Source organism: Streptomyces sp. HPF1205 (assembly GCF_020400825.1).
Classification (GTDB): Bacteria; Actinomycetota; Actinomycetes; order Streptomycetales; family Streptomycetaceae; genus Actinacidiphila.
Window position 1 is genome coordinate 192,941 of the sequence record NZ_JAINVH010000013.1, and the last position, 22,224, is coordinate 215,164.

9 protein-coding genes and 4 pseudogenes are annotated in these 22,224 nt (G+C 72.0%); 4 read left to right on the top strand and 9 right to left on the bottom strand.

What is annotated here, in order from left to right:
- The first annotated feature begins 496 nt into the window (after positions 1–496).
- Together K7G61_RS37310 and K7G61_RS17390 are read left to right on the top strand one after the other, a co-directional pair.
- Positions 497–1,807 (top strand): ricin-type beta-trefoil lectin domain protein, encoded by a 1,311-nt coding sequence (locus K7G61_RS37310; RefSeq protein WP_225847776.1) that lies wholly within the window; start codon positions 497–499, stop codon positions 1,805–1,807.
- A gap of 245 nt (positions 1,808–2,052) precedes the next feature.
- On the top strand, positions 2,053–3,552 hold the full coding sequence (locus tag K7G61_RS17390) for a S53 family peptidase (protein ID WP_225847777.1): 1,500 nt from the start codon (positions 2,053–2,055) through the stop codon (positions 3,550–3,552).
- 107 nt (positions 3,553–3,659) lie between these two features.
- Here K7G61_RS17390 and K7G61_RS17395 read toward each other — a convergent pair whose 3' ends face one another.
- Together K7G61_RS17395 and K7G61_RS17400 are read right to left on the bottom strand one after the other, a co-directional pair.
- Complete coding sequence (locus tag K7G61_RS17395) at positions 3,660–5,951, bottom strand: UvrD-helicase domain-containing protein (RefSeq protein ID WP_225847778.1); 2,292 nt, start codon at positions 5,949–5,951, stop codon at positions 3,660–3,662.
- A complete protein-coding gene (locus tag K7G61_RS17400; RefSeq protein ID WP_225847779.1) occupies positions 5,948–13,174 on the bottom strand; it encodes a DEAD/DEAH box helicase in 7,227 nt (2,408 codons plus the stop codon). The genes K7G61_RS17395 and K7G61_RS17400 overlap by 4 nt, the downstream gene beginning before the upstream one ends.
- Positions 13,175–13,608: 434 nt before the next feature.
- On the opposite strand from K7G61_RS17400, the gene K7G61_RS17405 reads away from it, so the two are divergent.
- On the top strand, positions 13,609–14,028 hold the full coding sequence (locus tag K7G61_RS17405; protein ID WP_225847780.1) for a subtilase-type protease inhibitor: 420 nt from the start codon (positions 13,609–13,611) through the stop codon (positions 14,026–14,028).
- A gap of 392 nt (positions 14,029–14,420) precedes the next feature.
- On the opposite strand, the pseudogene K7G61_RS17410 reads toward K7G61_RS17405, so the two are convergent.
- The 5 genes and pseudogenes from K7G61_RS17410 to K7G61_RS17435 form a co-directional block, all read right to left on the bottom strand.
- A pseudogene (locus tag K7G61_RS17410) lies at positions 14,421–15,796 on the bottom strand (IS1380 family transposase).
- 122 nt (positions 15,797–15,918) lie between these two features.
- On the bottom strand, positions 15,919–18,597 hold the full coding sequence (locus K7G61_RS17415; protein WP_225847781.1) for an RICIN domain-containing protein: 2,679 nt from the start codon (positions 18,595–18,597) through the stop codon (positions 15,919–15,921).
- A 14-nt stretch (positions 18,598–18,611) separates the two neighbouring features.
- Positions 18,612–18,998 (bottom strand): annotated as a pseudogene (locus K7G61_RS17420) (ricin-type beta-trefoil lectin domain protein); the annotation flags it as partial.
- A gap of 557 nt (positions 18,999–19,555) precedes the next feature.
- A complete protein-coding gene (locus tag K7G61_RS17430; protein WP_225847782.1) occupies positions 19,556–19,972 on the bottom strand; it encodes a hypothetical protein in 417 nt (138 codons plus the stop codon).
- Between the two features lie 439 nt (positions 19,973–20,411).
- Positions 20,412–20,602, bottom strand: a pseudogene (locus K7G61_RS17435) (ISKra4 family transposase); the annotation flags it as partial.
- Positions 20,603–20,780: 178 nt separating this feature from the next.
- Here K7G61_RS17435 and K7G61_RS37315 point away from each other — a divergent pair.
- Positions 20,781–21,017, top strand: coding sequence for a transposase (locus K7G61_RS37315; RefSeq protein WP_225847796.1), 237 nt, complete (start codon positions 20,781–20,783; stop codon positions 21,015–21,017).
- Here the strand turns inward: K7G61_RS37315 and K7G61_RS17445 are convergent.
- Positions 20,939–21,535 (bottom strand): annotated as a pseudogene (locus K7G61_RS17445) (transposase); the annotation flags it as partial. The gene K7G61_RS37315 and the pseudogene K7G61_RS17445 sit on opposite strands and share 79 nt — an antisense overlap.
- Before the next feature lie 265 nt (positions 21,536–21,800).
- Positions 21,801–22,001, bottom strand: coding sequence for a hypothetical protein (locus K7G61_RS17450; protein WP_225847783.1), 201 nt, complete (start codon positions 21,999–22,001; stop codon positions 21,801–21,803).
- Positions 22,002–22,224: the final 223 nt, after the last annotated feature.

The window sequence follows — 22,224 nt, forward strand, 5'->3', positions numbered from 1 at the left end:
CACCGGCCGCCACATCGGCTGGTACCCACCACCGGTGACGGCGGCCGGTCCGGCGCTCGCGCGGCGCCCCGTGCCCTTGACGGGATGTCGTCCAGCGGTATCGTCCTCGTTCGAACGGGCAAGGCCCGCCGCTCCACTGCCCGCACCGCCGCACCGGCCGGCGCTCGGCACGGTGCGGGGGCCTTCCCGAACGCCCTTTGCGCTCTCGATGCCTTGCTGTCGTAGCCCAGCTCCGCGCAACCTCACGCGAGGGACCGCCCATGACGCCGACGGAAGCTCCCGGTGCGCTGCGTGGGCATACCGACCCGGCACCTCGGGTCATCCGGCGCGCTGCTGCCCTGGCGAGCTTTGTGAGCGCTAACACGATGGTCTCGCAGGCAGCCGCCGTCCGCGGCGCGAGCTCGGGGACGAGCCTGCCGGTCGGGCCACCGCGAACCGATCCTCCGAAAACCGGCCCGGCTCGCCGGGACCGGCCCCCCACACGAAGGAGACGGACATGTACGGCTCACCATCGACCCGGACTCGACCCGCCGTCGCGGCCGGCGGGCGACTGCGCGGGCTGACGGCGCTGCTGGCGACCGGCGCGGTCGTCGCCGGCGGCCTGCTGGCCGCGACCGCGGCCTCGGCAGCCACCAGCACGATCAAGGGGGCGGCCTCCGGCCGCTGCGTCGACGTACCGGGCCTCTCCCAGACCAACGGTACGCAGCTCCAACTGTGGGACTGCAACGGCGGCAGCAACCAGTCCTTCACCTCCACCTCGTCCAAGCAGTTGCAGGTGTACGGCACCAAGTGTCTGGACGCCGCGGGCACGAACGCCGGCGCCAAGGTGCAGATCTGGGACTGCAACGGCGGAGCGAACCAGCAGTGGAACATCAACGGCGACGGCACGATCACCGGCGTTCAGTCCGGCCTGTGCCTGGACGCGGCCAATGCCGGCACCGGCAACGGCACCTTGCTCCAGGTGTGGACCTGCAACGGCGGCGGCAACCAGAAATGGACCGTGAACGGCGGCACCACGCCGCCCCCGGGCGGCACCGCGATGGACAACAACTTCCCGGTCGTGCGGGAGGCCGCCTACGGCGACAACCGTTACACCGTCTACCGCCCCGCCGACCCGGCGGCCGTCGGCCGCACGCTGCCGGTCGTGGTGTTCGGCAACGGCGCGTGCGCGCACACCGACAACAGCGAGGACAGGCAGATACTGTCCCTCATCGCGTCCAAGGGCTTCGCCGTGGTGGACATCGGATCGGCCGACGGCTCCCCCAACGGGCTGTCCAGCGGTTCGCCGATCCCCTCCCTGCTGACCGACGCGATCACCTGGGCGCAGCGGGAGCAGGACCGCTCCGGGTCACCGCTGCAACAGCGTCTGAACCTGGCCGAGGTGGCGACCGCGGGCCACTCCTGCGGCGGCCTGGAAGCCCTCGTGGCCGGCGAGGACAGCCGGGTCTCGGCCGTGGTCTCGCTGGACAGCGGCTTCTTCGCCGACGGGTCCTTCGGCTACTCGCGCAACGAGCTCAACAAACTGCACAGCCCGGTGCTGTACCTGAGCGGCGGCCCCTCCGACATCGCCTACAGCAACACCCAGGCCAACTACGGTCTGACCAACGTGCCGGCCATCCTCGCCGTCCAACCGCAGGCAGGGCACACCGGGTTCATCACCGGAGGCCAGATCACCGACGGCACGACCGCCGTCGTGAGCTTCCTCGACATGGTGCTCAACGGGAACGGGACCGCCCGCACGTACCTGCTCGGCCCTTCGGGGCTGGCCGCGACATACCCCTGGCAGGTGACCAGCAAGAACTTCTGAGCCCGCGGGACCGGCCGGCCCGGGCCCGCCGGACCCGGGGAGTACACGGCCCTGTACCCCGGCATCGGCGCGGGAGATCGTGCCCGAGCCGGGGCACAGGCGTTGGGCCGGTCTATTGTCCGGGCCGTCCGCCGACAATAGGCTTCGCGCGTCCGCAACGGCTGTCGCTCCACGTTCAACGCATCCCCCCACCATGCAGGGCGGACTCATGGGTCTCCTCAGGCGTACCAGGGAGGATCGAAGAAATGGCGCACACCGTAAGACGGTGGCTCATCGCGGGAGCGGGCACCCTTGCTCTCGCCGCGGCGGGCACCCTGTCCGCACCCGGAATCACGGCGGCCGCCCCACAAGTGCGGCCGACCGTAGCCGACTTCACCCAGCTCACGACGAGTACGACGCCCCCGACGCAGGCCCAGTGCGCCTCGGCGGGACGGCGCTGCTTCTCCCCGCAGGCCGTTCGGGCGGCCTACAACGTGGGGCCGCTGCACTCGGCGGGACTCGACGGGCGCGGCCAGACGATAGCGATCGTCGACGCGTACGGCAGCGACACCATGGCCCACGACCTGCACGTCTTCGACCAGGCGTTCGGCGTCGCGCCGATGTGCGGCGAGGAGGGCGTGACCTGCGCCCCGGGCATGCCGACCTTCGGCGAACTGCACCTGCAGGGTTCGCCGGCCACCAAGGCACCGCCGTCCAAGAGCCAGGGCACTGGTCAGGAGGACAAGAGCGCGTGGGCGCTCGAGGTCGCGCTCGACGTCGAGACCGCGCACGCCATGGCGCCCGGCGCGAACATCCTCCTCGTCACCACGCCGACCGCCGAGACCCTCGGCGTGCAGGGCTTCCCGCAGATGATGGCCGCCGAGGACTACGTGGTGAAGCACCACCTCGCGACCGTCATCTCGCAGTCCTTCGCTTCCGCCGAGGAAGCTTTCGGCAGCCCGCAGGCGCTGGAGAACCTGCGGTACGCGTTCCAGGACGCGGCGGCAAGCGGTGTCACCGTCCTCGGCTCCTCCGGTGACGGCGGCACCGCCAACTCGCAGAAGCAGCCGGTGAGCCAGGGCGGCGCGACCATTCCGTACCCGACCGTCCAGTGGCCTGCCTCGGACCCGCTGGTCACGGGCGTCGGCGGCACCTACCTGTGCACCAGCGCCGAGGCCACCACCGCCCGCGTCACCGACAGCACCTCGCAGCCCGCCGCGTGTCAGGCCCACTCGGGCCAGGCCGAGGTCGGCTGGACGTTCGCCGGCGGGGGCTACAGTCACGTCTTCGCCAAGCCCGGCTACCAGTCCGGCACCCTCCCGGCCGGCAGCACCTCGATCGGCACGATGCGCGGCGTCCCGGACATCGCCCTCCAGGCCAGCTCCGCCACCGGCGCCCTCGTCTACCTCTCCCTGCCCCCGGACGGCCAGAGCGGCCTGAAGTGCGGCAGTACTCCCTGCAGCACCGGCTGGTACGACATCGGCGGCACGTCGCTGTCCTGCCCGCAGTGGGCGGGCCTGGTCGCCATCGCCGACCAGATCAACGGCGGCGGCCTCGGGCTCATCAACCCGGCCCTCTACAAGCTCGCCGCCGATCCCGCCTCCTACGCCGCGGACTTCCACGACGTCACGACCGGCAACAACGCCGCCGACCCCACCGTCCCCGGCTACCCCGCCACCCCCGGCTGGGACCCCGTCACCGGCCTCGGCACTCCCAACGCGGCGAACCTGGTCCCGGCGCTCGTCTCCGCTTCCCACTCCGCTTGACGGCTTGACCGTCCCGACGCCCCACCGACAGGCCCCGCGCCCCGGCACCCCCGGGACGCGGGGCCCTCCCGCGGTACGGGACCGGCGGCCCCGCCCCGGGCCGGGGGTCAGCCGACGTCGGGGTCCGGCCGCAGCCACGAGCTGTCGAGGAACGGGCTGGGTCTGCCGTGCCAGAAGACGTCCACGGTGTCGCGTGCCCGGGTCGCGGCCACGAAGAGGAGGGACCTGGCCCGCTGAATCTCCTGGCGGTAGCGGGTGGGTTCGCGGTCACGCAGCCGGGTCACGTCCTCGCGGGGCACCAGCCCGTCGGTCACACCCGCGATGATCATCCGCTGGTACTCCAGCCCCTTGAACCGGAACATCGTGCCGATGTGCACGCCGGCGGAGCTGTTCGGCCCGTCGGAGCGGATCTCGACCGCGTCGATGCCGTGGAGCTTCAGGGTGAGCCCCATCTCGGCCGCCATCTGATTGGTCGGGACGCACACCGCGATCCGCTCGTGCGGTACGTCCGTGTCCGGGTCCGCGTCCCACCGCGCGATCAGAGCGGCCACGCCCTCCCGTTCGGCTTCCCAGTCCGGGAAGGGGTGTCCGGCCGGGAGGCCGCCGCTCAGCACGGACCGGTATCCGGCGAGGTCTTCCGTGCCGCCGTCGAGATCGTCGTACGCCGTCTCGCCCAGGACCGCGAGGGCCGAGCGCAGGATCTGCCGTGTCGTCCGGTAGCTGAGGGTCAGCTTCGCGGACCGGCCGCGGATGTTGACGCCCAGGCTGCCGAGGGTGACCTGGTTCTTGTAGATGCGCTGGTGGGTGTCGCCCACCAGGAACAGGTCGTCCGGCGTACGGGGGGCCATGGCGCGCAGCATCTTCCAGTGCGCCGGGCGCAGGTCCTGGGCCTCGTCCACCACGACGTGCCGGTAGCGGTGGCGCAGCCGCCCGCCGGAGGTGTCCTGCAGGTGGATGTTGTCGAGGCCGCCCGCTTCCTCCCGCTGCCGCGCGATGTTCGCGATGCGCTGTTCGCGGCCCATCTCCAGGCGTGCCGCGCGCTCCGCCACCTGGTCCCACGTCTGCCGTCCGAGGCGGTCAAGACGCTGGGTGAAGCGTTCGGCGAGCTGCCAGATCTCGGCCCGCTCGCCGCGGCCGATGCTCTTCCCGCGTCCGGCCCGCCGGGCCCGGAAGTAGTCGGTGCGGTTGCCGACGGCCTGGCCGAGAATGACCTGGGTCCACTCCTCGTGCAGGAACTCCGGGTCCCAGCCGTCCTCGCCCAGTTCGTCGAGCAGCGCCCGCCACTCGCGTACGGCCTGTCCGTCGTCGATGGCCTGCTTGCCGTTGCCGGGCTCGGCCTCGCGGACGACACGCAGCGCGAGCTGGTCGACGTGAGTGACGTCGACCCGGGCGAGCAGTTCCTCCCCGCCCAGTTCCAGCAGCCGGGAGCGCAGGTCGGCGGCGAGGTTCTTGTTGTACGTGGTGAGCAGGACCGGCTTGTCGTGTCCCGCGGGGAGCTGCCGGACGAGGTGGCGTACCCGGTGCAGGGCGACGACGGTCTTGCCCGTGCCGGGGCCGCCGCCGACCCGGGCGGGGCCGCTGTAGCGGCGCTCGACGAGCTTGGCCTGCGTGGGGTGCAGGAAGCTCTTCCAGCGGCCGAAGTCACCGCTCTCCAGCGCTCCGCGCAGGTCCTCGTCCGTGGTGGTGACGACCGTCGCCGGCCGCCGGGCGGCGGCGGCGAAGTCGTCCCGGTCGACCGGCTCGGCGGCGGCCACCGGTCCGGTCACCCGGTCGAGGACGTCGTCGTACGACGCGCCGTCGAACAGGGCGATCAGCACCTCGCCGGTCAGCTGCGGCGCGTACTCGACGAGTCCGAGCAGCTGGTCCTCGGTGGTGAGCGTGCGGATGACGGACAACAGGGGTTCGGCGACACCGAGTTCGGCCAACTGGCGGTCCGACCAGGCCGTGAACAGCGGCTCGGGCCGTGGCGCGGGGGGCGTGGCCGCCGGGGCGGCCGGCGGGAGCGGCCGGGACGCGGCGGGTGCCGCGTCGGCGGCGCCGGGCGGCCTGCCCAGGACCTTGTCCTCGACCACCTCCAGATCGACGTATTCGATGCCGCCGGTGACCTGGTTGACGCCGTAGGAGAGCCGGTTGTAGACGTCCTTGCGGTGCTTGACGGAGACGATCAGCCAGTCGTCGTCGGCGAGGCGCAGCAGCAGGGCCCGGTACTCGTCGTTGACGCGTGCCGACCAGAGCCGGTGGTCGCCCTTGAGCCGCTGGAGCTTCAGGCCGGTGGTGTTCGGGTTCGTCCGGAACTTGTGCTGGAAGTCGAAGAAGGCGCCCTTGACCGTGCGGGGCAGCTTGAGGATCTCCTTGTCGGCCCGTTCGAGCAGGCGCAGTGTGACGCCGGAGGCGGTCATCGCTTCGGCTCCCCCTCGCTGTCGGTGTCGCTGTCGCCGCCGCTGCCGGTCTCGGTGTCGCTGTCGGTGCCGCTGTCGGTGCCGCCGCTGTCCGTGTCCCGGTCCCGGTCCCGATCCCGGTCCCGGCCGTCGAGGCGGGCGATCAGCTCCGCGCTGTCCCAGCCGGCCGCCGTCCGGACCGACCAGCCGGCCGCCTCGAACGCGCGTTTCTGGTCCTCGGCCTCGTAGTCCGGCTCGCCGGCGACCGGGCGCGGGGCCCGGACCACGCCGATCCGGGCGTCCGGCCAGGCCAGGTCCGCCTGCCAGCCGCGGCCGTCGAGTTCCCAGCCGTCCCGCGGCACCGGCACCGCCGCGCGGGCCAGCGCGTGCGCGAGGTCGGCGAGCCCCGGCTCCTCCGGGTCCAGCAGCTCGATGACCCGGTCCCAGCCGGCATCCCGGCCGCGGTCCGTGCCGCCGCGCCGCTCCGCCGCCTCCGGCCCCCGCGCGGCGGTCGCGTCGGCCGTTCCGTCGCCGGTAACGGCGGGTACGGCGGGTACGGCGGAGACAGCGGTAACGGCGGGTACGGCAGCGACAGCGGGGACGGCCGGTACGGCCGGTACGGCCGGCACAGCCGGTACGGCGGCGGCTTCCACGGCCGAGGGCTGCTCCGCCGGCCGCGGCACCGGGACACCCACGGACGACAGCCAGCCCTCTCCGCCGGTCACGGTCAGCGTGCCGGGGTCGAAGCCGTCGAGCATGCCCGACGTCAGTTGCGCGCTGTCACCGCCGCCGTGTTCGAGGAACTGCAGCACATTGCCCCACCACAGCCAGGCGCGCCAGCGCCGCTTGTGCGCCGGACCCTCCTCCAGGGCGGCCGCGCCGTCGTCGAGGACGGCGAGTCCCGTCCACACGGGCGGGGTGCGCCTGCCGTCGGCGGTCAGCACCAGGCGGCAGCCCGAGGCGTCCGGGCCGTACAGCATCCGCACCGGTCCGCCGCTCGCGGCGGGTACGCCGCCGCGCAGCGCCTGCCGGATGCCCCCGGCGGCCTCGGCGCCGGTGAGGGCGGCGCCACGGGCCCCGTCCGCCCCGCTCATTCCCGCGGCCACCGCTTCCGCCCGCCGTCGCCAGCGTTCGGGCTCGGGCGAGCGCAGATAGGCCAGGAGCGTCCGGGCCGGGTTGACCCACATGGTCTCGGCCAGCTCGCCGGGCAGGCCGCGGCCCACCCGGTCGTAGTAGTCGCGGGCGCGCTGCCGGCCGGTGGTGCCGTAGGGCGTCCAGACGGCGGTGTCCGCGTCGGTCCCGGTGTGCGCCGGGTCGTTGAGCCGCCGGCGCCATGCCATGACGTCGTGGTAGGTCAGCTGGAACACCCGCAGCCCCTCGGCCCGGAGCCGGGTGCGCTTCATGGCGTCGTCCGCGAGCCGGTTGTGCTCGGGGGTGGCGTGGTACGCGTAGCCGTCGAGGTACAGGGCGACGCGCGGGCCGGGGGAGTCCAGCCGTTCCAGGAGTATGTCGGGCCGGGTGCCGTCCAGCGCGCGCTGCTGGGAGACGCGCCAGCTGACGGTGGAGCCGTCCGGCGCGGTGAGCCTGAGGTCCAGGGCGTAGGTGCCGGCCGAGGTGGTGTAGGCGTCCGCGGCGGCTCTGGACTCCGGCAGTCTCGCCCAGTCCCGGAGCGTCTCGACGAACAGGACCTCCAGGTCGCTCTCGGCCTGCCGGTGGAGCGGGATGTCCTGGGTGGTCGTCACCGGTGAGGTGTGCCAGCGTTCCCCGTCGGCGCCGAGGAGTTCGTCCAGCATCTGCCGGACCTCGTTGCGGCTGACCCTGTCGTAGTCGGCGGCGGGCACCCGCCGCAGCAGGCACTGGTGGCAGCCGTCCATGCCCTTCTCCTGGCACGGGCAGCGCTCGATGACGTCGCGCGCCATGAGCAGCACCTCCCGGAAGCCGTCCGCGGAGGCCAGCCGGTGCAGGTACCCGGTGCCGCCGGGCAGCCGGTCGTAGACGACCAGGAAGCGCCGGGGCCAGTGGGCCTGCGGGTCGCCCGCGTCGTCGGGCATGGCCGCCTCGGCGATGTCGATGTGGTCGGGATCGCCGCCGTAGCGGGCGGCGATCCCCGCGAACAGGGCGGCGGTGAACGACGCGAGGCGCTCCTTGACGCGGGCCACCGAGGCGGGCAGCAGGATGCGGACGGCCTCGGTGGTCAGTTCGTGGGCCAGCAGCAGGGGCACGTCCCTGCCCGCGTCCCGAGCCCCGGCCGGGTGTGCCGCCGCCGCCCGGGTGCGGCGGCGCGGGCACCACAGCTGGTGGTGGGACGTGGCCGGGGTGCTCGCGGCCCCGGACTCGGTGAGCGCGTGCTGGGGCACGTCCACCACCGGTCTGCCGTCGGCCGTCGCGCCGCCGCACGAGGTGCAGACGTAGAACGGGTTGAGGCGGACGTCGTCCCCGGCGAGCGGCACCGTGCTGCTGCCGTCCTCGCGGTCCAGACCGAGGTTCAGGGTCCGGATCACGGCGTGGCGGGTGAAGTCCACGCCGAACACGGCCTCGTCGTGCCGCCACGATCCGGCAAGGAGGCGGTCGGGGTCGATGTCGACGGTGGTGAGGGTCGCGTAGTGCTTGCGGTCGCGCTCGTCGCGGTCGTCGCGCACCCTGGCGTCCTCCCGCTTGTCGCGGGACAGTACGCGCCTGGGCCGCAGCACGTACTGGACGCAGCCCGCGTCGGCGATCTCCCGGCCGCGGCAGCGCGGACAGGGCGACGTGTCGCGCTCGGCGTTCTCGGTCCGTACGTAGCCGCAGGCGGGGCACAGCCGCCACACCGACCAGGCGCGCCGGTCGGGGCCGCCGATGTCGAGGGCGCGCACCACGTGCCGGTAGCCGTTGACGTAGAAGCTGTTGCCGGGGGCGAGTTCGGTCAGGGCGAGGGCGCTGGAGCGTTCGTAGTCCCGGGTCTCGCTGCGGTACACCTTGGCGCCTGCCGCGCCTGCCGCGCCTGCCGCGCCTGCCGCGCCTGCCGCGCCTGCCGCACCGGCCGAACCCGCCGCACGCGCCCCCTCCTCCCGCGGCCCGTCGTTCTCCTCCTCGTCAGGAGTCTGCGACCAGTACAGCGTCGCCTCCAGCCGGGTGGTGGTGTCCGTCAGGCTGTAGTTCGGCAGCAGTCCGAGGTCCACCAGGGTCGCGTGCGCGGGGGACTGGCTCAGTTCCCGCAGCAGGTCCCCGGCGGTGCGGCGCTCGGCCAGCAGTTCGCGCCGCTCGCGGTCCTGGGAGGCGTCGGAGCGTGCCAGTTGCCCGGCCGCCTCGTCGATCGCCGCGATCCTGCGGCGGACCTCCTCGCGCCGGCCGGTCCAGTCCTCCTCCGCCTCCTGCAGCGCCCGGACGATCCCCCCGGTCGCGTACGCGCGCAGCTCGTCCGCCGCGTGCTCCGAGACGCCCCCGGTGTCGGTGTCGGTGCCGTCACCGGAAGGGAGCGAGGGGAGCGGGGGGAACAGCGCGAGGAACTCCTCCACGAGCACCGCCCCATGCGTCTGCGCGGCGTCCGCGAGGTCCTGGCACCATCCGCTGGCCCCGAACAGGGCGGACGCCAGCCGGGGTACGGGCGGGAGGGTCTCGCCGTCCGAGGTCCGCAGTTCCCCGCGGGCCGCCAGGTCCAGCAGCCGGGCGGTGTACTGGCGGCGCAGGATCTCCACGGCCGACAGGTAGCAGCCCGGCGGCAGGATGGTCCCGGCGATCATCTCGCGCGGCTGGTCCAGGTAGTACAGGTCGCGGGCCCGGCGTCCGCCGAAGGCGACGACCAGCGCGTTGCCCGTGCGCCGCCCGGCCCGCCCCGCCCGCTGCACGTACGTGGCCGGACCGGCGGGCAGGGAGCCGAGCAGGACGGCCGACAGGTCGCCGATGTCGATGCCGAGTTCCAGGGTGGGCGTGCACGACAGGACGTTGGGGTCGGTGTAGTGCGTGCCCGCCTTGAAGGCGCGCTCCACGCGCTCGCGTTCGGGACGGGTGAGCATGCCGGTGTGCTCGGCGGTCACGACGCGGAACGTGCCCCCCGTCAGGTACAGGCGGCGGTAGTAGTCCCGGCTGTAGTCGCGCTCCCGCACGGGCCCGCGGGCGCCCGCGGCACCGGTGCCGTACAGGTCGCGCTGCGGCGCGGTGAGCCGTCCCTTGCACCGGTAGCGCGGGCAGGGGTGGCCGTACCAGCGGGTGCGCCGCTCGGGCACGACGACCTGCTGCCAGCCGCAGTCCTCGCAGGCCACGAAGGCCTTGTTGACGACGGCGTCGTCGAGCAGCCGGACCTGGATGTGACCGGGCTGCAGCCCGTACACCCGGGTCTGCCGGTCGCGGGTGGTACGCGCCGACAGGACACCGGCGTCGGCCAGGTGGGGCAGCAGCCTGCGCAGGTACTCGGTCGCCCCGGCGGCGTCCAGGCCCAGGCACCTGCGCGTCCAGTCCTGGTACCAGCCCAGCCGTCCGGTGACCGCGTCGAACTCCGATCCGTCCTTCTGGCCGTCCAGCAGGAACCGGGGCGGGGCGACGCCCTCGGGGAAGGCGGGCATGCCGTCGGGCCTGCGCCCGGAGATGAGGTACCGGCTGGTGCCGGCCTCCTTGATCCAGGTGTCGAGCCAGTGGTGCCGTACCGCGCCGCGCAGCCGCAGCCGTTCCAGCAGGCCCCGGACGTAGGCGAGATAGCGTTCGGGCGTGGGCAGCCCGCCCACGGCCAGCAGTTGGCCGGGCAGGGCCAGGTGCACGTCCCGTGCCAGGCCGGTCACGGCGTCGGGGTCGGCCACCGTCACCTCGGCCGCCGCGGTCCTGGTCAGTTCGAGGGTGCGGCCCATGCGGCTGCGCAGCCCGAACTCCATGACCGTCGCGAAGGCGAGCCGTTCGCCGATCAGCCGCCAGGTCCGCGCGTCGCCCGTGCCGCGGCCGGACAGCAGCCGGTCGACGCCCGGCTCGTCGTGGAGGTCGGGAGGTACGACGGCGGCCAGCGCCTCGGGGTCGTCCACCGATTCCAGGACGAGGCCGATCAGGTCGTTGAGCGACGTCGGCGCCCCGGAGTCCTCCAGGTTGTGGGCGAGCAGCGAGCGCAGGGAGAACTTGTACGAGGCGTTCGCGACGTAGCCCGCGCGGTGGGCCGCGTCCTGGGTCGAGTCGTTGAACAGCAGCGTCTTGCGTTCCTCCGGGAGGAGCGCGATGTCGCCGCCGGTGAAGAGCTGGGTGACCGTCGCCGAGGCGAGGGCGGCCTGGGCGGTGCCGAGGAAGCGGATGGCGTTGTCGGTGTGGCAGGCCGGGCACCGGTCGTCCCGGGCGGCCTGGTCGGCGCTCCTGCGGTCCAGCACGGCGAGCGCGAACCAGGCGTCGACGAGTTCCCCGTCGTCCGCGGGGGTGGGCAGCCGGTAGGTGCCGCGTCCGCCGTCCAGGACGACGACGGACAGCGGGTCGGTGCCGCCGTCGGAGGGCCGGGCGCCGGTGAGCGCGTCGAGTGCCTGCTGCCGCTCGCCGGGGGTGGCCGCGATGAAGTAGCGCAGGCGCCGCCTCTCCCGGCCGACGCTCGCCCGCCAGATGCGGTCCTGCGCGGTCACGAGCTGCTGCGGGTCGGCCTCGGGGGACAGCGCGGCCCATCCGGAGCGTCCGCAGTTGCGGCAGTACACGGCCGGGAGGTGCACCTGGGCGGGCCGCGGGGCGGAGTCGGCGCCCGGCAGGGGCAGCGGCCGGCGGCTCGACGGGTAGGACCCGGCCGAGGGGTGCGAGGGGTACGAGGGGTGGCTGCCCGAGGAGGGGTCCGGGTCCTCCTCGCCGGGCGGCACGGCGTTGAGCGCGGCCCGGCGCGTGGCGGTCCTGTCGTCCTCGTACCAGCGGAACTCGGGGGCCGGTCCGACGCCCCGCAGCACGTGTGTCACCGGCCGCACCCACAGGTGCGCCTCGATGTGCAGCAGCCGCCGGGGCGCGCGCTCGCCGGAGTCGGGGTCGCGGGCGGCGGACAGCAGCGCCACGAACCGCGACAGCGCCTGGAGGGCCAGCCGGGGGTTCTCGCGGGCGGTGCGGCCCCAGGAGTAGCCGAAGCGGCCCAGCCGGTCCCGGAGCGTCCACTCGTCCAGCGGTTCGCCGTCGAGCAGGGACAGCACGCCGAGGGTGTAGTCGTGCCGTTTCAGCAGCCGTCCGACGCGGAAGGCGTCCAGGCCGGAACGGCCCAGCAGCCGGGTGGCGAGCGCGTCCAGGTCCAGCAGGTCGGGCCGGGCCTCGGCGTCCGGCCCGCCGGACACCGCGACGACCTCCTGCGGGCTCGGCGGTTCGGGCAGCTCGTAGTCGACGGGGCCGGTGAACTCCTCGGCGCTCATCCGCTCCTCGCCCACGACCGCGTCCGCGGGGAACGGCATGCCGAAGACCCGCGCCGCCACGTCGAGGACGCCCCCGGCCTCCTTCCCGGGCGCGCCCTCACCGAGGGTCGCCGAGGTCGCCACCGGGCAGATCGACCCCAGGGGCCGGCCGGGCCGGGCCGCGCCGGTCGCGGCGGCGAGCCGGCGCAGCAGCATCGCCACGTCGGTGCCCTGCGCTCCGTCGTACGTGTGGAACTCGTCCAGCACGACGTAGGCCGGCTCGGCGCCCTCCCACAGGCCCCGGTCCTCGCCGCGCTGGAGCAGCAGGTCGAGCATCTTGTAGTTGGTGATCAGCACGTCGGGCGGGGTCAGGCGCATCTCCTCGCGCCGCGTCATCACCCGCCGGAAGCCGGTGTCGGGCCGGTCGCCGATGTAGAGGCCCGCCGTGACCTGCGCCAGCTCCGGGCGCGCCAGGTAGTCCGCGATGCGTCCCGCCTGGTCGGTGGCCAGCGCGTTCATGGGGTAGAGGAGCACCGCTTTGACGCCCGTGCCGGACGCCCGCCCGCCTTCGGCCTTCCGGCGCCGGCAGTGGTCCAGCACGGGGATCAGGAAGGACTCGGTCTTGCCGGAGCCGGTGCCGGTGGTCACCAGCGTCGGCCGCGCGGGCCCGCGCAGGGTGGACAGCCGGGCCCACGCCTTGGCCTGGTGCCGCCAGGGCGCGAACCCGGGGAATCCCGCGGACCACTCCAGGTCCTGCCGCCAGCCGTCGCCCGCGAGGTGGAACGGCGTACGGATCCGCAGGTAGGGACCGCGGAAGATGCCGGTCTCGGGGTGCCCGAGGAAGCGTTCGAGAGCGGCGCGGGTGGTCTCGTCGGCGAGGGCGTACGTCGTCGTGAGGTACTGCGTCAGACTGCCGCGCAGCTGCGCCGCGGCCATGGTGGGCTTCACGACAGTCCCCCCTTGCGATGCCGGCGCCCTTGTGATCGGTACCACCGTATCGGGGGTGACCGACAGTACGGGCGCCGATCGACCGGGCCGGGTGTCACGCGGAGATACGGCGGGTACGCCCGCGGGGCCGGGGCGGCGGGGTGCGACGCCGGGTACCGGCGCGCGGGTACGGCGTGGCGCCGGCGTACGCGCCCCTCGTGTCCCCATCGCGCCATGATCGGCTCGCGGCGGTCCGGCGCGAGCGGCGTACGGCGGCGGCGCGCCCGCCCCGCTCGGACGGGTGCCGCGGGCTCCGCTCGTGTCGCCGGGAGAGCCGCGGGCCGCGCGAGCGGGCCCGGAGGGTGGCCGGAGGGTGGCCGAACCCGCCCTTGCCCGCGGGCGGTTTGTTGCGCGATGACTGGGGCGACCGACAACCGAAACCGATCGGAGGAAGCGTGAGAAAGAGACTCGGGCTCCTGTTCGCGGCCGGTATGGCCGCCGCGGTCGCGTCCGCCACGGCCCTGCCCGCGGTGGCGTCCCCCTCGGACACCACCGCACCCCTGACGAGCCTGTTGATCACCAAGTCCCACCTCATCGCGACCAGTCGCACCGCGGCCGCGAGCCAGGTGACCCTCGACTGCGAACCCACCGGCGGCACCCACCCGACCGCGCAGGCCGCCTGCGACGCGCTCATCGCCGTCAACGGCGACTTCGCCAAGCTCCCGCCGGCCACCGGCGTCTTCTGCCTCGCCGTCTGGGACCCGGTGACGGTATCCGTGACCGGTGTATGGCGCCAGAAGCCCGTGACGTTCACGCGGACCTACTCCAACGACTGCGACGCGGCGGTCAGCAGCGACAACGTCTTCCGCTTCTGAGCCCTTCCGGGCCCTTCTGAAGCCCTTCAGAGCCGCGTCACCACCTGACGCCGCCGGCCCGCGCCGACCAGGGCGCGGGCCGGCGGCCGGCCGGAAACCCAGCCCGCCCGAAGGGGTGTCCTTCGTCCGGCTGACGGCGGTGACCGGCCGGCCGCGTTCGCCGACCGGGTTCGAGCTTTCCCCTGAGCCCCGCCTCGCCTCGTCCTACTCTGGGGCGCATGGGGTGGTTAGCCTCGAAGTTTCGTGACGGTCCGCCGACGGAGTCGGTGGACCGTTTTCGTGCTGTGGGGTGAGGTGGTGCAGGCCGAAGACCCGAGTGTCGTCTCGGGGTGGCGCCGGGTTCCACTGTTCCGGGCGTTGAGGTGCTGTCGTAGAGAAGGGGAATTTGCTGGTCAGCCGGGGTTGGGCAGTTGGGTGAGCCGTTCGAGGGCGGTGGTGATGTGGCTGGTCCATGGCCAGTGCTGGGCCAGGCGGAGGATGCGTCGGCGGCCGGTGGTCACGAGTTGTCCGGCTGCGGTGAACAGGCGGAGGCGTAGTCGGCCGGGCTCCCAGAGTCTGGCTTTACCGGTCAGGGCGAGCATCGGCATCCAGGCCAGCAGGTCGAGAGCGATCTGCACGATCTCCAGCCAGATCCGGTTCTGGGCTGTGCGGTGCAAGGGCAGGTTGCGCAGGCCGGTGGCCCGGGCGGCGCGGATACGGTCCTCTGCCCTTGCCCGCTGTCGGTGGCGCAGTTCGAGTTCGGCGATCGGCCGGCATGGTGTGTTGGTGGCGAAGCAGGTCAGCCGCATGCCGTCCGCGTCCGTCAGCCGCAACTGGGCTCCAGGGTGCGGCCGTTCCTTGCGGACGATGAGCCGCATGCCTTCCGGCCAGCCGTCCAGCACATCGCCGCTCAGTTCAGCGACCCAAGCGCCGTCGCGGATCTCGCCGTCCGCTTCAACGGCCGGCGTCCAGGCGGCCGCCGGAACCTTCAGCACATGCTGGTGAATCGCCTCGGTGATCACCATCCGACCGAGTAGGACAGCCACCGCCCCCGCCGGGCGAGCCAGTCCACGAACTCGTGGGTGACGCCCGCGGAGTCGGTGCGGATCAGGGTCCGGCGCCCGCGCCGGTACTTCTCCGGCAGCTGGGCCAGAGCCAGTCGGGTAAGGGTGATGTGGTCGGCGGCGGTGTTCGATCCCGCGTTGCCCGGCCGCAGCAGGGCCGCGACCGGTTCACCGGTGCCGCCGCTTCCGTGGTCGACGAAGGCCATCAGCGGGTGGTGGCCGTAGGTCCGCTTCCAGGTCGGTGCGGCGTCCTCTTTGTCTGAATGTGCGATTACCAGCACCCCGTCGAGGTCCACGGTCACCGTCCCGCCCGCGTCAGGCGCTTCCCGGCCGGCCAACCGCCAGACATGTTGGCGCACTTCAGCCCGCGCGGCACGGATGGCTGCCAGAGCCTTCTCCCCGGAGGCTGCGAGGGTGTCGATAAGGCGGGAGACCGTCGGGTCGGAGGCCACCGGCCCGATCACGGCCGGCTCCGCCCGCAGCATGGCGACATCCGCGAGGCAGTCCCCGCCCAGCGCGACCGCCAACGCAACGTCCAGCAGGACCTTGCCCGGATCGTGCACCGCCCGAGCCTTCCGCCACGGCGTCAGCGCCGCGGACATCGCGGTGTCCAGGCCGGCCTTGCGGACGGTCTCGACCAGTAGCAGGCCCCCGGCCTGCGAGACCACCGCCCGGCCCCCGCCATCGATGCGGACACGCGGGTAGGACCCGATACCCTTCTTCACCTGGAGAGTGCTCCTTTCCTTGCAGCCAACAGGACCCTCAGTAAGTCCTATCGTTGCAGGTCAGGAGCACTTTCCGTGTTTTGGGTCAGCCCTCGGACAGCCCGTCTCGCGCAAGCGCGAGATTAGCTCGGCACCAGCTGCCACTGCTGATTGGCGCCGCCGTTGGCGGTCCACTGTACGACCTGGGCTCCGTCGCTGGTCGATGCGCCGTAGACGTCTGCCACCAGTCCGCTGTCATGGCTGACGATGGTGTAGTACCCGGTGCCGGTGGGCTTGAGGTACCACTGCTGGTTGGTGCCGCCGTTGGCGGTCCACTGTTGCAGTTGCAAGCCCGCGGTCGAGGAGGAGGCGTTGACGTCGAGCACCTTGCCGCTGGCCGTGTAGGTCAGGGTGTAGGCGCCGCCGGTGGTGGTGGCGATGGTCCACGCGGCGGCGCCGGTCTGCTGGACGGCTTTGGCGCCGTCGGCGGTGGAGTTGCCGGCGATGGCCAGAGGCTTGCCGCTGTTGCGGTTGATGATGTGGTAATTGCCCGGGGTGGGACCGGTGCTGGAGCCGCCGCCCAAGGTGAAGTACTCGGCCGTGTCGCTGAAGGTGGTGGTGCCGGACTTGGTGGTGGACAGTGCCAGGTAGATCCGGGAGCCGGAGGTCGGTGCGGTGAAGGTGACCGGCTGGGTGAGGCGGGAGCCGAGCGGGACGGTGAGGGTGCTGGTGCCGGTGGCGATGACCATGCCGGTGGGCTGGTCCAGGCGCGCCGTCCAGGTGAAGCCGACGGAGGTGTTGGTGAAGTCGTCGTTGAAGACGGTGATGTTCCGTGTCACGGTGCTGCCGTAGGCGTATGAGGGCACTGATGCGGCCAGCGGGAAGTCGCCGTTGGAGTCCGAGACGCCGGAGGCCGACCAGTAGGGCAGGTCGATCGCGGCGATGGGGTTGAAGGCGGCCTGGATCCGTTGGATCTGCGGGTTGCTCCAGGGGTCGGGCAGGTTGTCGGCACCGTAGATCGGGTGGCCGCCTTCTTCGGGGGTGAAGTCGGTGGTGCGCACGCCGGGGACGAACCCGGCCCAGGCGGACAGCAGCGTGTACGGGCGCAGGTCGCTGGCGTCCTTGCCGCGCTTGGCGGCCGTGGAAGTGGCGAACCACTCAAAACCCTGCTTTGTGTTACAGGCGGGCCAGATGTACTCACCGTCGCCGAGGGGGCGGCCGGTCCCGGACCAGAGCTGGTCGCCGTAGTGGCCGAAGCCGTCCAGGTAGTGCGGCACGATGTTGAAGTTGGCGTACGTCATGTTCGGGTAGTGGTTCGGTGACGTGCCGACACCCGCGTCGACGCTGATCGGCCGGGTGCCGTCGTTGCCGTTCATCGCCGCGTACAGGTCTTGCTCGAACTGCTGGGAGTCGAAGGTGCTGCCGGTCGGCTCGTTGGCCTGGCTCCAGCGGATGACTGCGGGGTGGTTGCGGTCGCGCAGCACCAGGGCGCGGGCGTGGTTGACCATGTTGTCGTGTCCGGCGACGAAGTCCTGGGTGTTGTTGGAGCCGCGGATGGCGGTCTCGTCGATGATCATCAGGCCCATCTCGTCGGCCACGTCGAGCATGTAGGGGCTGGCCGGCTCCTGGTGGATGCGGACCACGTTGTAGTTGAGCCGCTGGTAGTTGTCGACGGCCTGCGGCCAGCCGCCGTTCGTGCCCGACGGCGCGAGGAAGCCGGGCAGCGTGTCGTAGGCGTCCCCCACGCCGCCGTTGTTGACCCGGTCGTAGTCGGCGCCTTGGAGGTTGTCTCCGCGCAGGTTCGCGCGGAGACCGTTGAGGTAGTAGTACGCACCGTTCTGGGTGAACTCCCGGAACCCGAACCGGTAGGTGGCGTCGCTGGTGCGGCCGTCGTCGGTGGATGCGTGCACGGATAGATCGTGCAGTTGGGCGCGGTAGCCGGAGCGATAGGGCACGTTCGGCCACCAGTAGGAGGTGGTGCCGAGGTTCCAGGCCACCGGGCCGACGGTCACCTTGGCTGTCGAGTGCGCGGCCACCGTGACGGTCGCGCTCGGTAGTGTCGGGTAGCTGAACGATGTGCCGTTGTCGGAGGCGAGCGAACCGGTCAGCGTCACCGAGCGCGAACTGCCCGACGTGTTGGTCACCGACACGTCGTAGGTGAGGCTCTGGTTGGCGACCGAGGTACGCACGAACGCGTCGCTGACGAATACCGCCGGATACACCCGCAGGAACGCAGACCGGTAGATGCCCTGGGGGATCGCTTCGCACCAGTCGGCGGCGACAGGCACCAGATAGTTGCCGGACGAGGTCTTCAGCGCATTGCGGCCTTTGACGTCCACGCTGATCGTGTGCGTGGAACCGGGCGTCACGTACGCGGTGATGTCGAACCTCGAGGGGGTGAAGGCGGTGGTCTGGGAACCGACCACGCGCCCGTCCACCGACAGCGTCGCCTGGTGGTTCACCACGCCGAACTCGATCCACACCGACTGCGGTTGCCCCGAGTCCGGCACGGTGATGCTGCGCGAGTACACCGCCTCGGCCACGGTGGTGAAGCCCTGCTTGTACCAGCCGCCCCCGGGCACCATGATCGACGTCGTGCCCTGGCCGGCCGGGGTGAAACTCCACGACCCGGACAGGTCGACGGACGCGACGGCGGCGCCAGCCGCGGCGTAGCTGCGGGCACCGGCGTTCGCAGCGGCCGCAGAAGCCGCGGGGGCGAAGCGCGGCAGGCCGAACGCGGCGGCCGCGCCCACACCGGTGGCCAACAGCCGTCGACGCGTGAGCCGGTGCTGGTGCTCTGGGAACGAATCCGAAACGGGCATGTGGAGCGAGCCTCCTATAGTAGGGTCCACTTCTGGTTGCTGCCGCCCTTGCAGGTCCACAGCTCCAGCGGCGTGCCGTTGGCCGTCCCCGCGCCGGTGGCGTCGAGACAGAGCCCTGATTGGACTCCGGTGATGGTGCCGTCGGCGTGCACCGTCCACTGCTGGTTCTGCTGGCCGTTGCACGACCAGATGATCACCTTGGTGCCGGGGCTGGTGCCCTTGGCGTTCGCGTCCAGGCAGCCGGTGCCGAACACCTGCAACTGGCCCGAGGCGGTGTCGGTCCACTTCTGATTGGTCCCGCCGGTGCAGTCCGCCAGCTGCACCTGGGTGCCGCCGGCCTGGGTCCCGCCGGGCACGGTCACACACCGCCCCGAACCGGCACCGACGATCGCCACCGACGTCGGCGGCGGCGGGGGCGTGCCGCCGCCAGGCACGTACGGGCACTTGGGCTGGTAGGCGGAGATCGAGGACGGGTCGGGAAGCGTCGGGCACAGGAACTGGGTGTAGCGGGTGTCGCTGTCCACGAACACCTTCAGCCACGGGATGATCAGCTTCGTCTCGACGTTGTTCGGGTGCGTGTAGTACACGTGAGCCGCCCCGGCGATCTGCGCGAAATCGCTCTGCGTCGAAGCCGGGAGCGTGCTGTACAGGTTGCTCAGATACGACGGCGTGACGGTCCCGTCGTTCTGCCCGCCGACGATCAGCGTGGGCACCGTGTCAGTGGCCAGCGTCAGCCCCTGGCCCGGGAAGCCGGGAGCCAGCCCGATCACCGCCCGCAGCTCGGGATGCTGCTCGGCCTCCTCCATGGCCCCGGCCCCGCCCGCGGAATGGCCCAGCACGGACAGCCGGGCCGGATCGACCTGGTTCTTGACCGGGCTCTGGGTGGTCAGCCAGGTCAGCGCGGCCTGCAGTTCGGCGGCGCGCTGGCTGTCGCTGTCGGTGCGGGTGTTGGTGCAGATCACGACGAACCCAACGAGGACAGCCACGGGCCCATCCACGCCTCCTCGGCCGAGCACAGCGCGCTGTATCCCGGCACGATCGCCAGCGCACCCCACGTGCCCTGGCTGGTGTCCGTCGGGTAGTACACCAGCCCGCCGCCGAACCCGTTACCGGCTGGAACACTGAGCTGCGCGGTGGCGAACGGACCGCGACTCGCCTCGATCATCGCGATCGTCGGGTCCGGACCACGCTGCGTCCCCGCCGCCTGCACCACTGCGGCGCCCGCGCCCGACGCACCCGGCCGGGCGACGGCCGGCCCGGCCGCGAACACCGCCGCGAGCAATGCCGCGACGGCCGCGACCACGGCGACCGCCAGCCGAAGCGAATACTGCCGAAGCGCCGACCCGGCTCCCGTCCGCGCGCCGCCGATCGGCACCGCCGCTCGCCTCTGCCACCGCATGACCCGACCTCCACATGACTTGCGCAGCGTTCACCGCCCGCGCGGTCAGACGGGCGCGCAGCTTGCCCAGAAGAGATGGGATGTGTACACGAGTTGTCGGACCGCGTGAGTAAAGATGGCAGGACATCGGCGAGCACGCAATGGCGCGGCCATAGGTTCTCCGGGACCCGCTGAAGATCAGACGGTCTTCGCGACGTACCTGATCATTGCCTTGCGAATCGATTCGACGTCCGACTCCTGCGCGCCGCCTCGCCGCCCGGTGAAACTTTCCGCCCCATAGGCACGGAGGCCCGATTGATCAGCCCCCTGACCTGGTATGCCGCCAAAGCACGGCGACACATCCCATGTCCTCAGTTCCGGGGGCGGCAGCAAGCCAGCCGGTGTGGGTGCAGATGATGCGGAGTGTCCTCAACGGTCAGGCTGCGAGCCGGTAGCGGGATCGGTGGGTGCGCTGGTGTTCTCCACCCAGGTGGTAGGCCCGGTATGTTTCGAAGTCTGCGTTGGAGATCAGGGCGCGGAGTTTGAGGACGGTTTCGGCGCCGGTCACAGTGACCAGCGGGCTGCGGTGATGTCCAATCTGTCGGCAACCAGATGGCGGAAGGCGCCAGCAGGTGAGTCAGGCGTGATTGGCACGTCGTGCGACCTCCGCTGCGTAACCGGGGCGGGTGTTGCCCGCGTCTTGCGTCCAGGTGGTCGCTCGCTGGAGGTTGGGGCGTTGCCCCTGTTGTGAGGACACCGGAGACACTGGATCTTGATGGTTCAGGAAAACGGAGTCCCTGTCGGGATGAAGCGTTACCCGCCGGAGTTCAAGGCGGATGCTGTCGTGTTGTACCGCTCGCGTCCGGGCGTGACGGTCGCCTCGGTCGCTGCTGATCTGGGGGTGAACACCGAGAGCCAGCGGAGCTGGATCCGTGCGGCGGATCCGGACACCGTCGTGCCTGCGTTGCCGGGTCTGAGGAGGGCGGCGACCGGTTCCCCGGTTCCGTCCGGGCCGTGGTCGACGAAGGCCGTCAGAGGGTGATGGCCGTAGGGCTTCTTCCACGTCGCGGTGGCATCCTGCTTGTCGGAGTGCGCCAGGACCAACATCCCGTCGATATCCACGATCACCTGCCCGTTCGCGTCGGGGGCAATGGCGCCGGCCAGCCCCCACACCCACTCGCGGACTTCGGCCCCGGCCCGGCGGATCGCGGTCAGCGCGCGGGGTCCGGCCGCGGCCAGGATCTCGATCAGCGGCGAGACAGTCGGATCGGAGGCCACCGACCGAAAAGGCCGGGCTCGGCCCGCAGCCGGCCGATGTCTGACAGGCAGTCCCCGCCCAGTGCCACCGCCACAGCCAGGTCCAGCAGGACCTTGCCCGGGGCGCACCGCCCGAGCCTTCCGCCACGGCACCAGCGCCGCCGATATCGCCGTGTCCAGCCCCGTCTTGCGGACGGTCTCCACCAACAGGACCCCGCCAGCCTGCGAGACCGCCCCGGCCGCGCCGCCCCGGACACGGACACGGACACGGACAAGCGGATACGACCCGATACTCTTCTTCACCTGGGAAGTGCCTCTTTTGCTACCACGTACAGGACCCTCAGCAAGTCCTATCGTTGCAGCTCAGAGGCACTTTCTGCGTTCTTGATCACCTACCGGACAGCGGCACTCGTGAAAGCGCGAGGCTAGGGGGAGGAATCTGGGGAGGCTTGGGCGCCGCCACTGTCCTCATGATCGAGTTCGCGAGGTCGGTCCTGTCGACGGGGCGCCGTCCCTGGCCCCGGGAGCGGCAGGGCGAAGAGTCCGACCAGCAGTCAGGGCGCATCGATTACGTTGTCGCGGTCATCGCCCAATCAGGCGTTGGAGTGATCCTTGCCGCGGCGGCGGCCACCTCCGAAGGGCTGAACCCCTGGGTCGCCCTCATCCTGGGTGCCGGATCCCCGGCTCCCTCGATCGCCTCGCCGGCCAGGCCGGCGGACAGGGCGAAGCAGGTGGAGCCGATCCGGTCGCTGTCGCGTCGAACGGGCACGGCCTGCTTCCGCCGTCGGCGACGGCTTCGTTCGGTCCGGCCGCGGACGTAACGGCCAACGGGCAGGCGCACGTTGACGTGGCGGGAGCGGATGAGACATGAAATTCCCGGCGTTCAGGAAGACCGGGGAAGCGGACTCCTCCCCAGCGGGCGGCCGATCACGTTCGGGCGGCGGCAGGCCGCAGACCTCGACCGATCGGCTCGCTACGGCTCTGGCCAGGCG

Excerpts from the sequence above, each read along its gene's own strand:
- K7G61_RS37310 (WP_225847776.1), top strand. The coding sequence starts at position 497 with ATGTACGGCTCACCATCGACCCGGACTCGACCCGCCGTCGCGGCCGGC.
- K7G61_RS17390 (WP_225847777.1), top strand. The coding sequence starts at position 2,053 with ATGGCGCACACCGTAAGACGGTGGCTCATCGCGGGAGCGGGCACCCTT.
- K7G61_RS17395 (WP_225847778.1), bottom strand. The coding sequence starts at position 5,951 with ATGACCGCCTCCGGCGTCACACTGCGCCTGCTCGAACGGGCCGACAAG.
- K7G61_RS17415 (WP_225847781.1), bottom strand. The coding sequence starts at position 18,597 with ATGCCCGTTTCGGATTCGTTCCCAGAGCACCAGCACCGGCTCACGCGT.
- K7G61_RS37315 (WP_225847796.1), top strand. The coding sequence starts at position 20,781 with ATGAAGCGTTACCCGCCGGAGTTCAAGGCGGATGCTGTCGTGTTGTAC.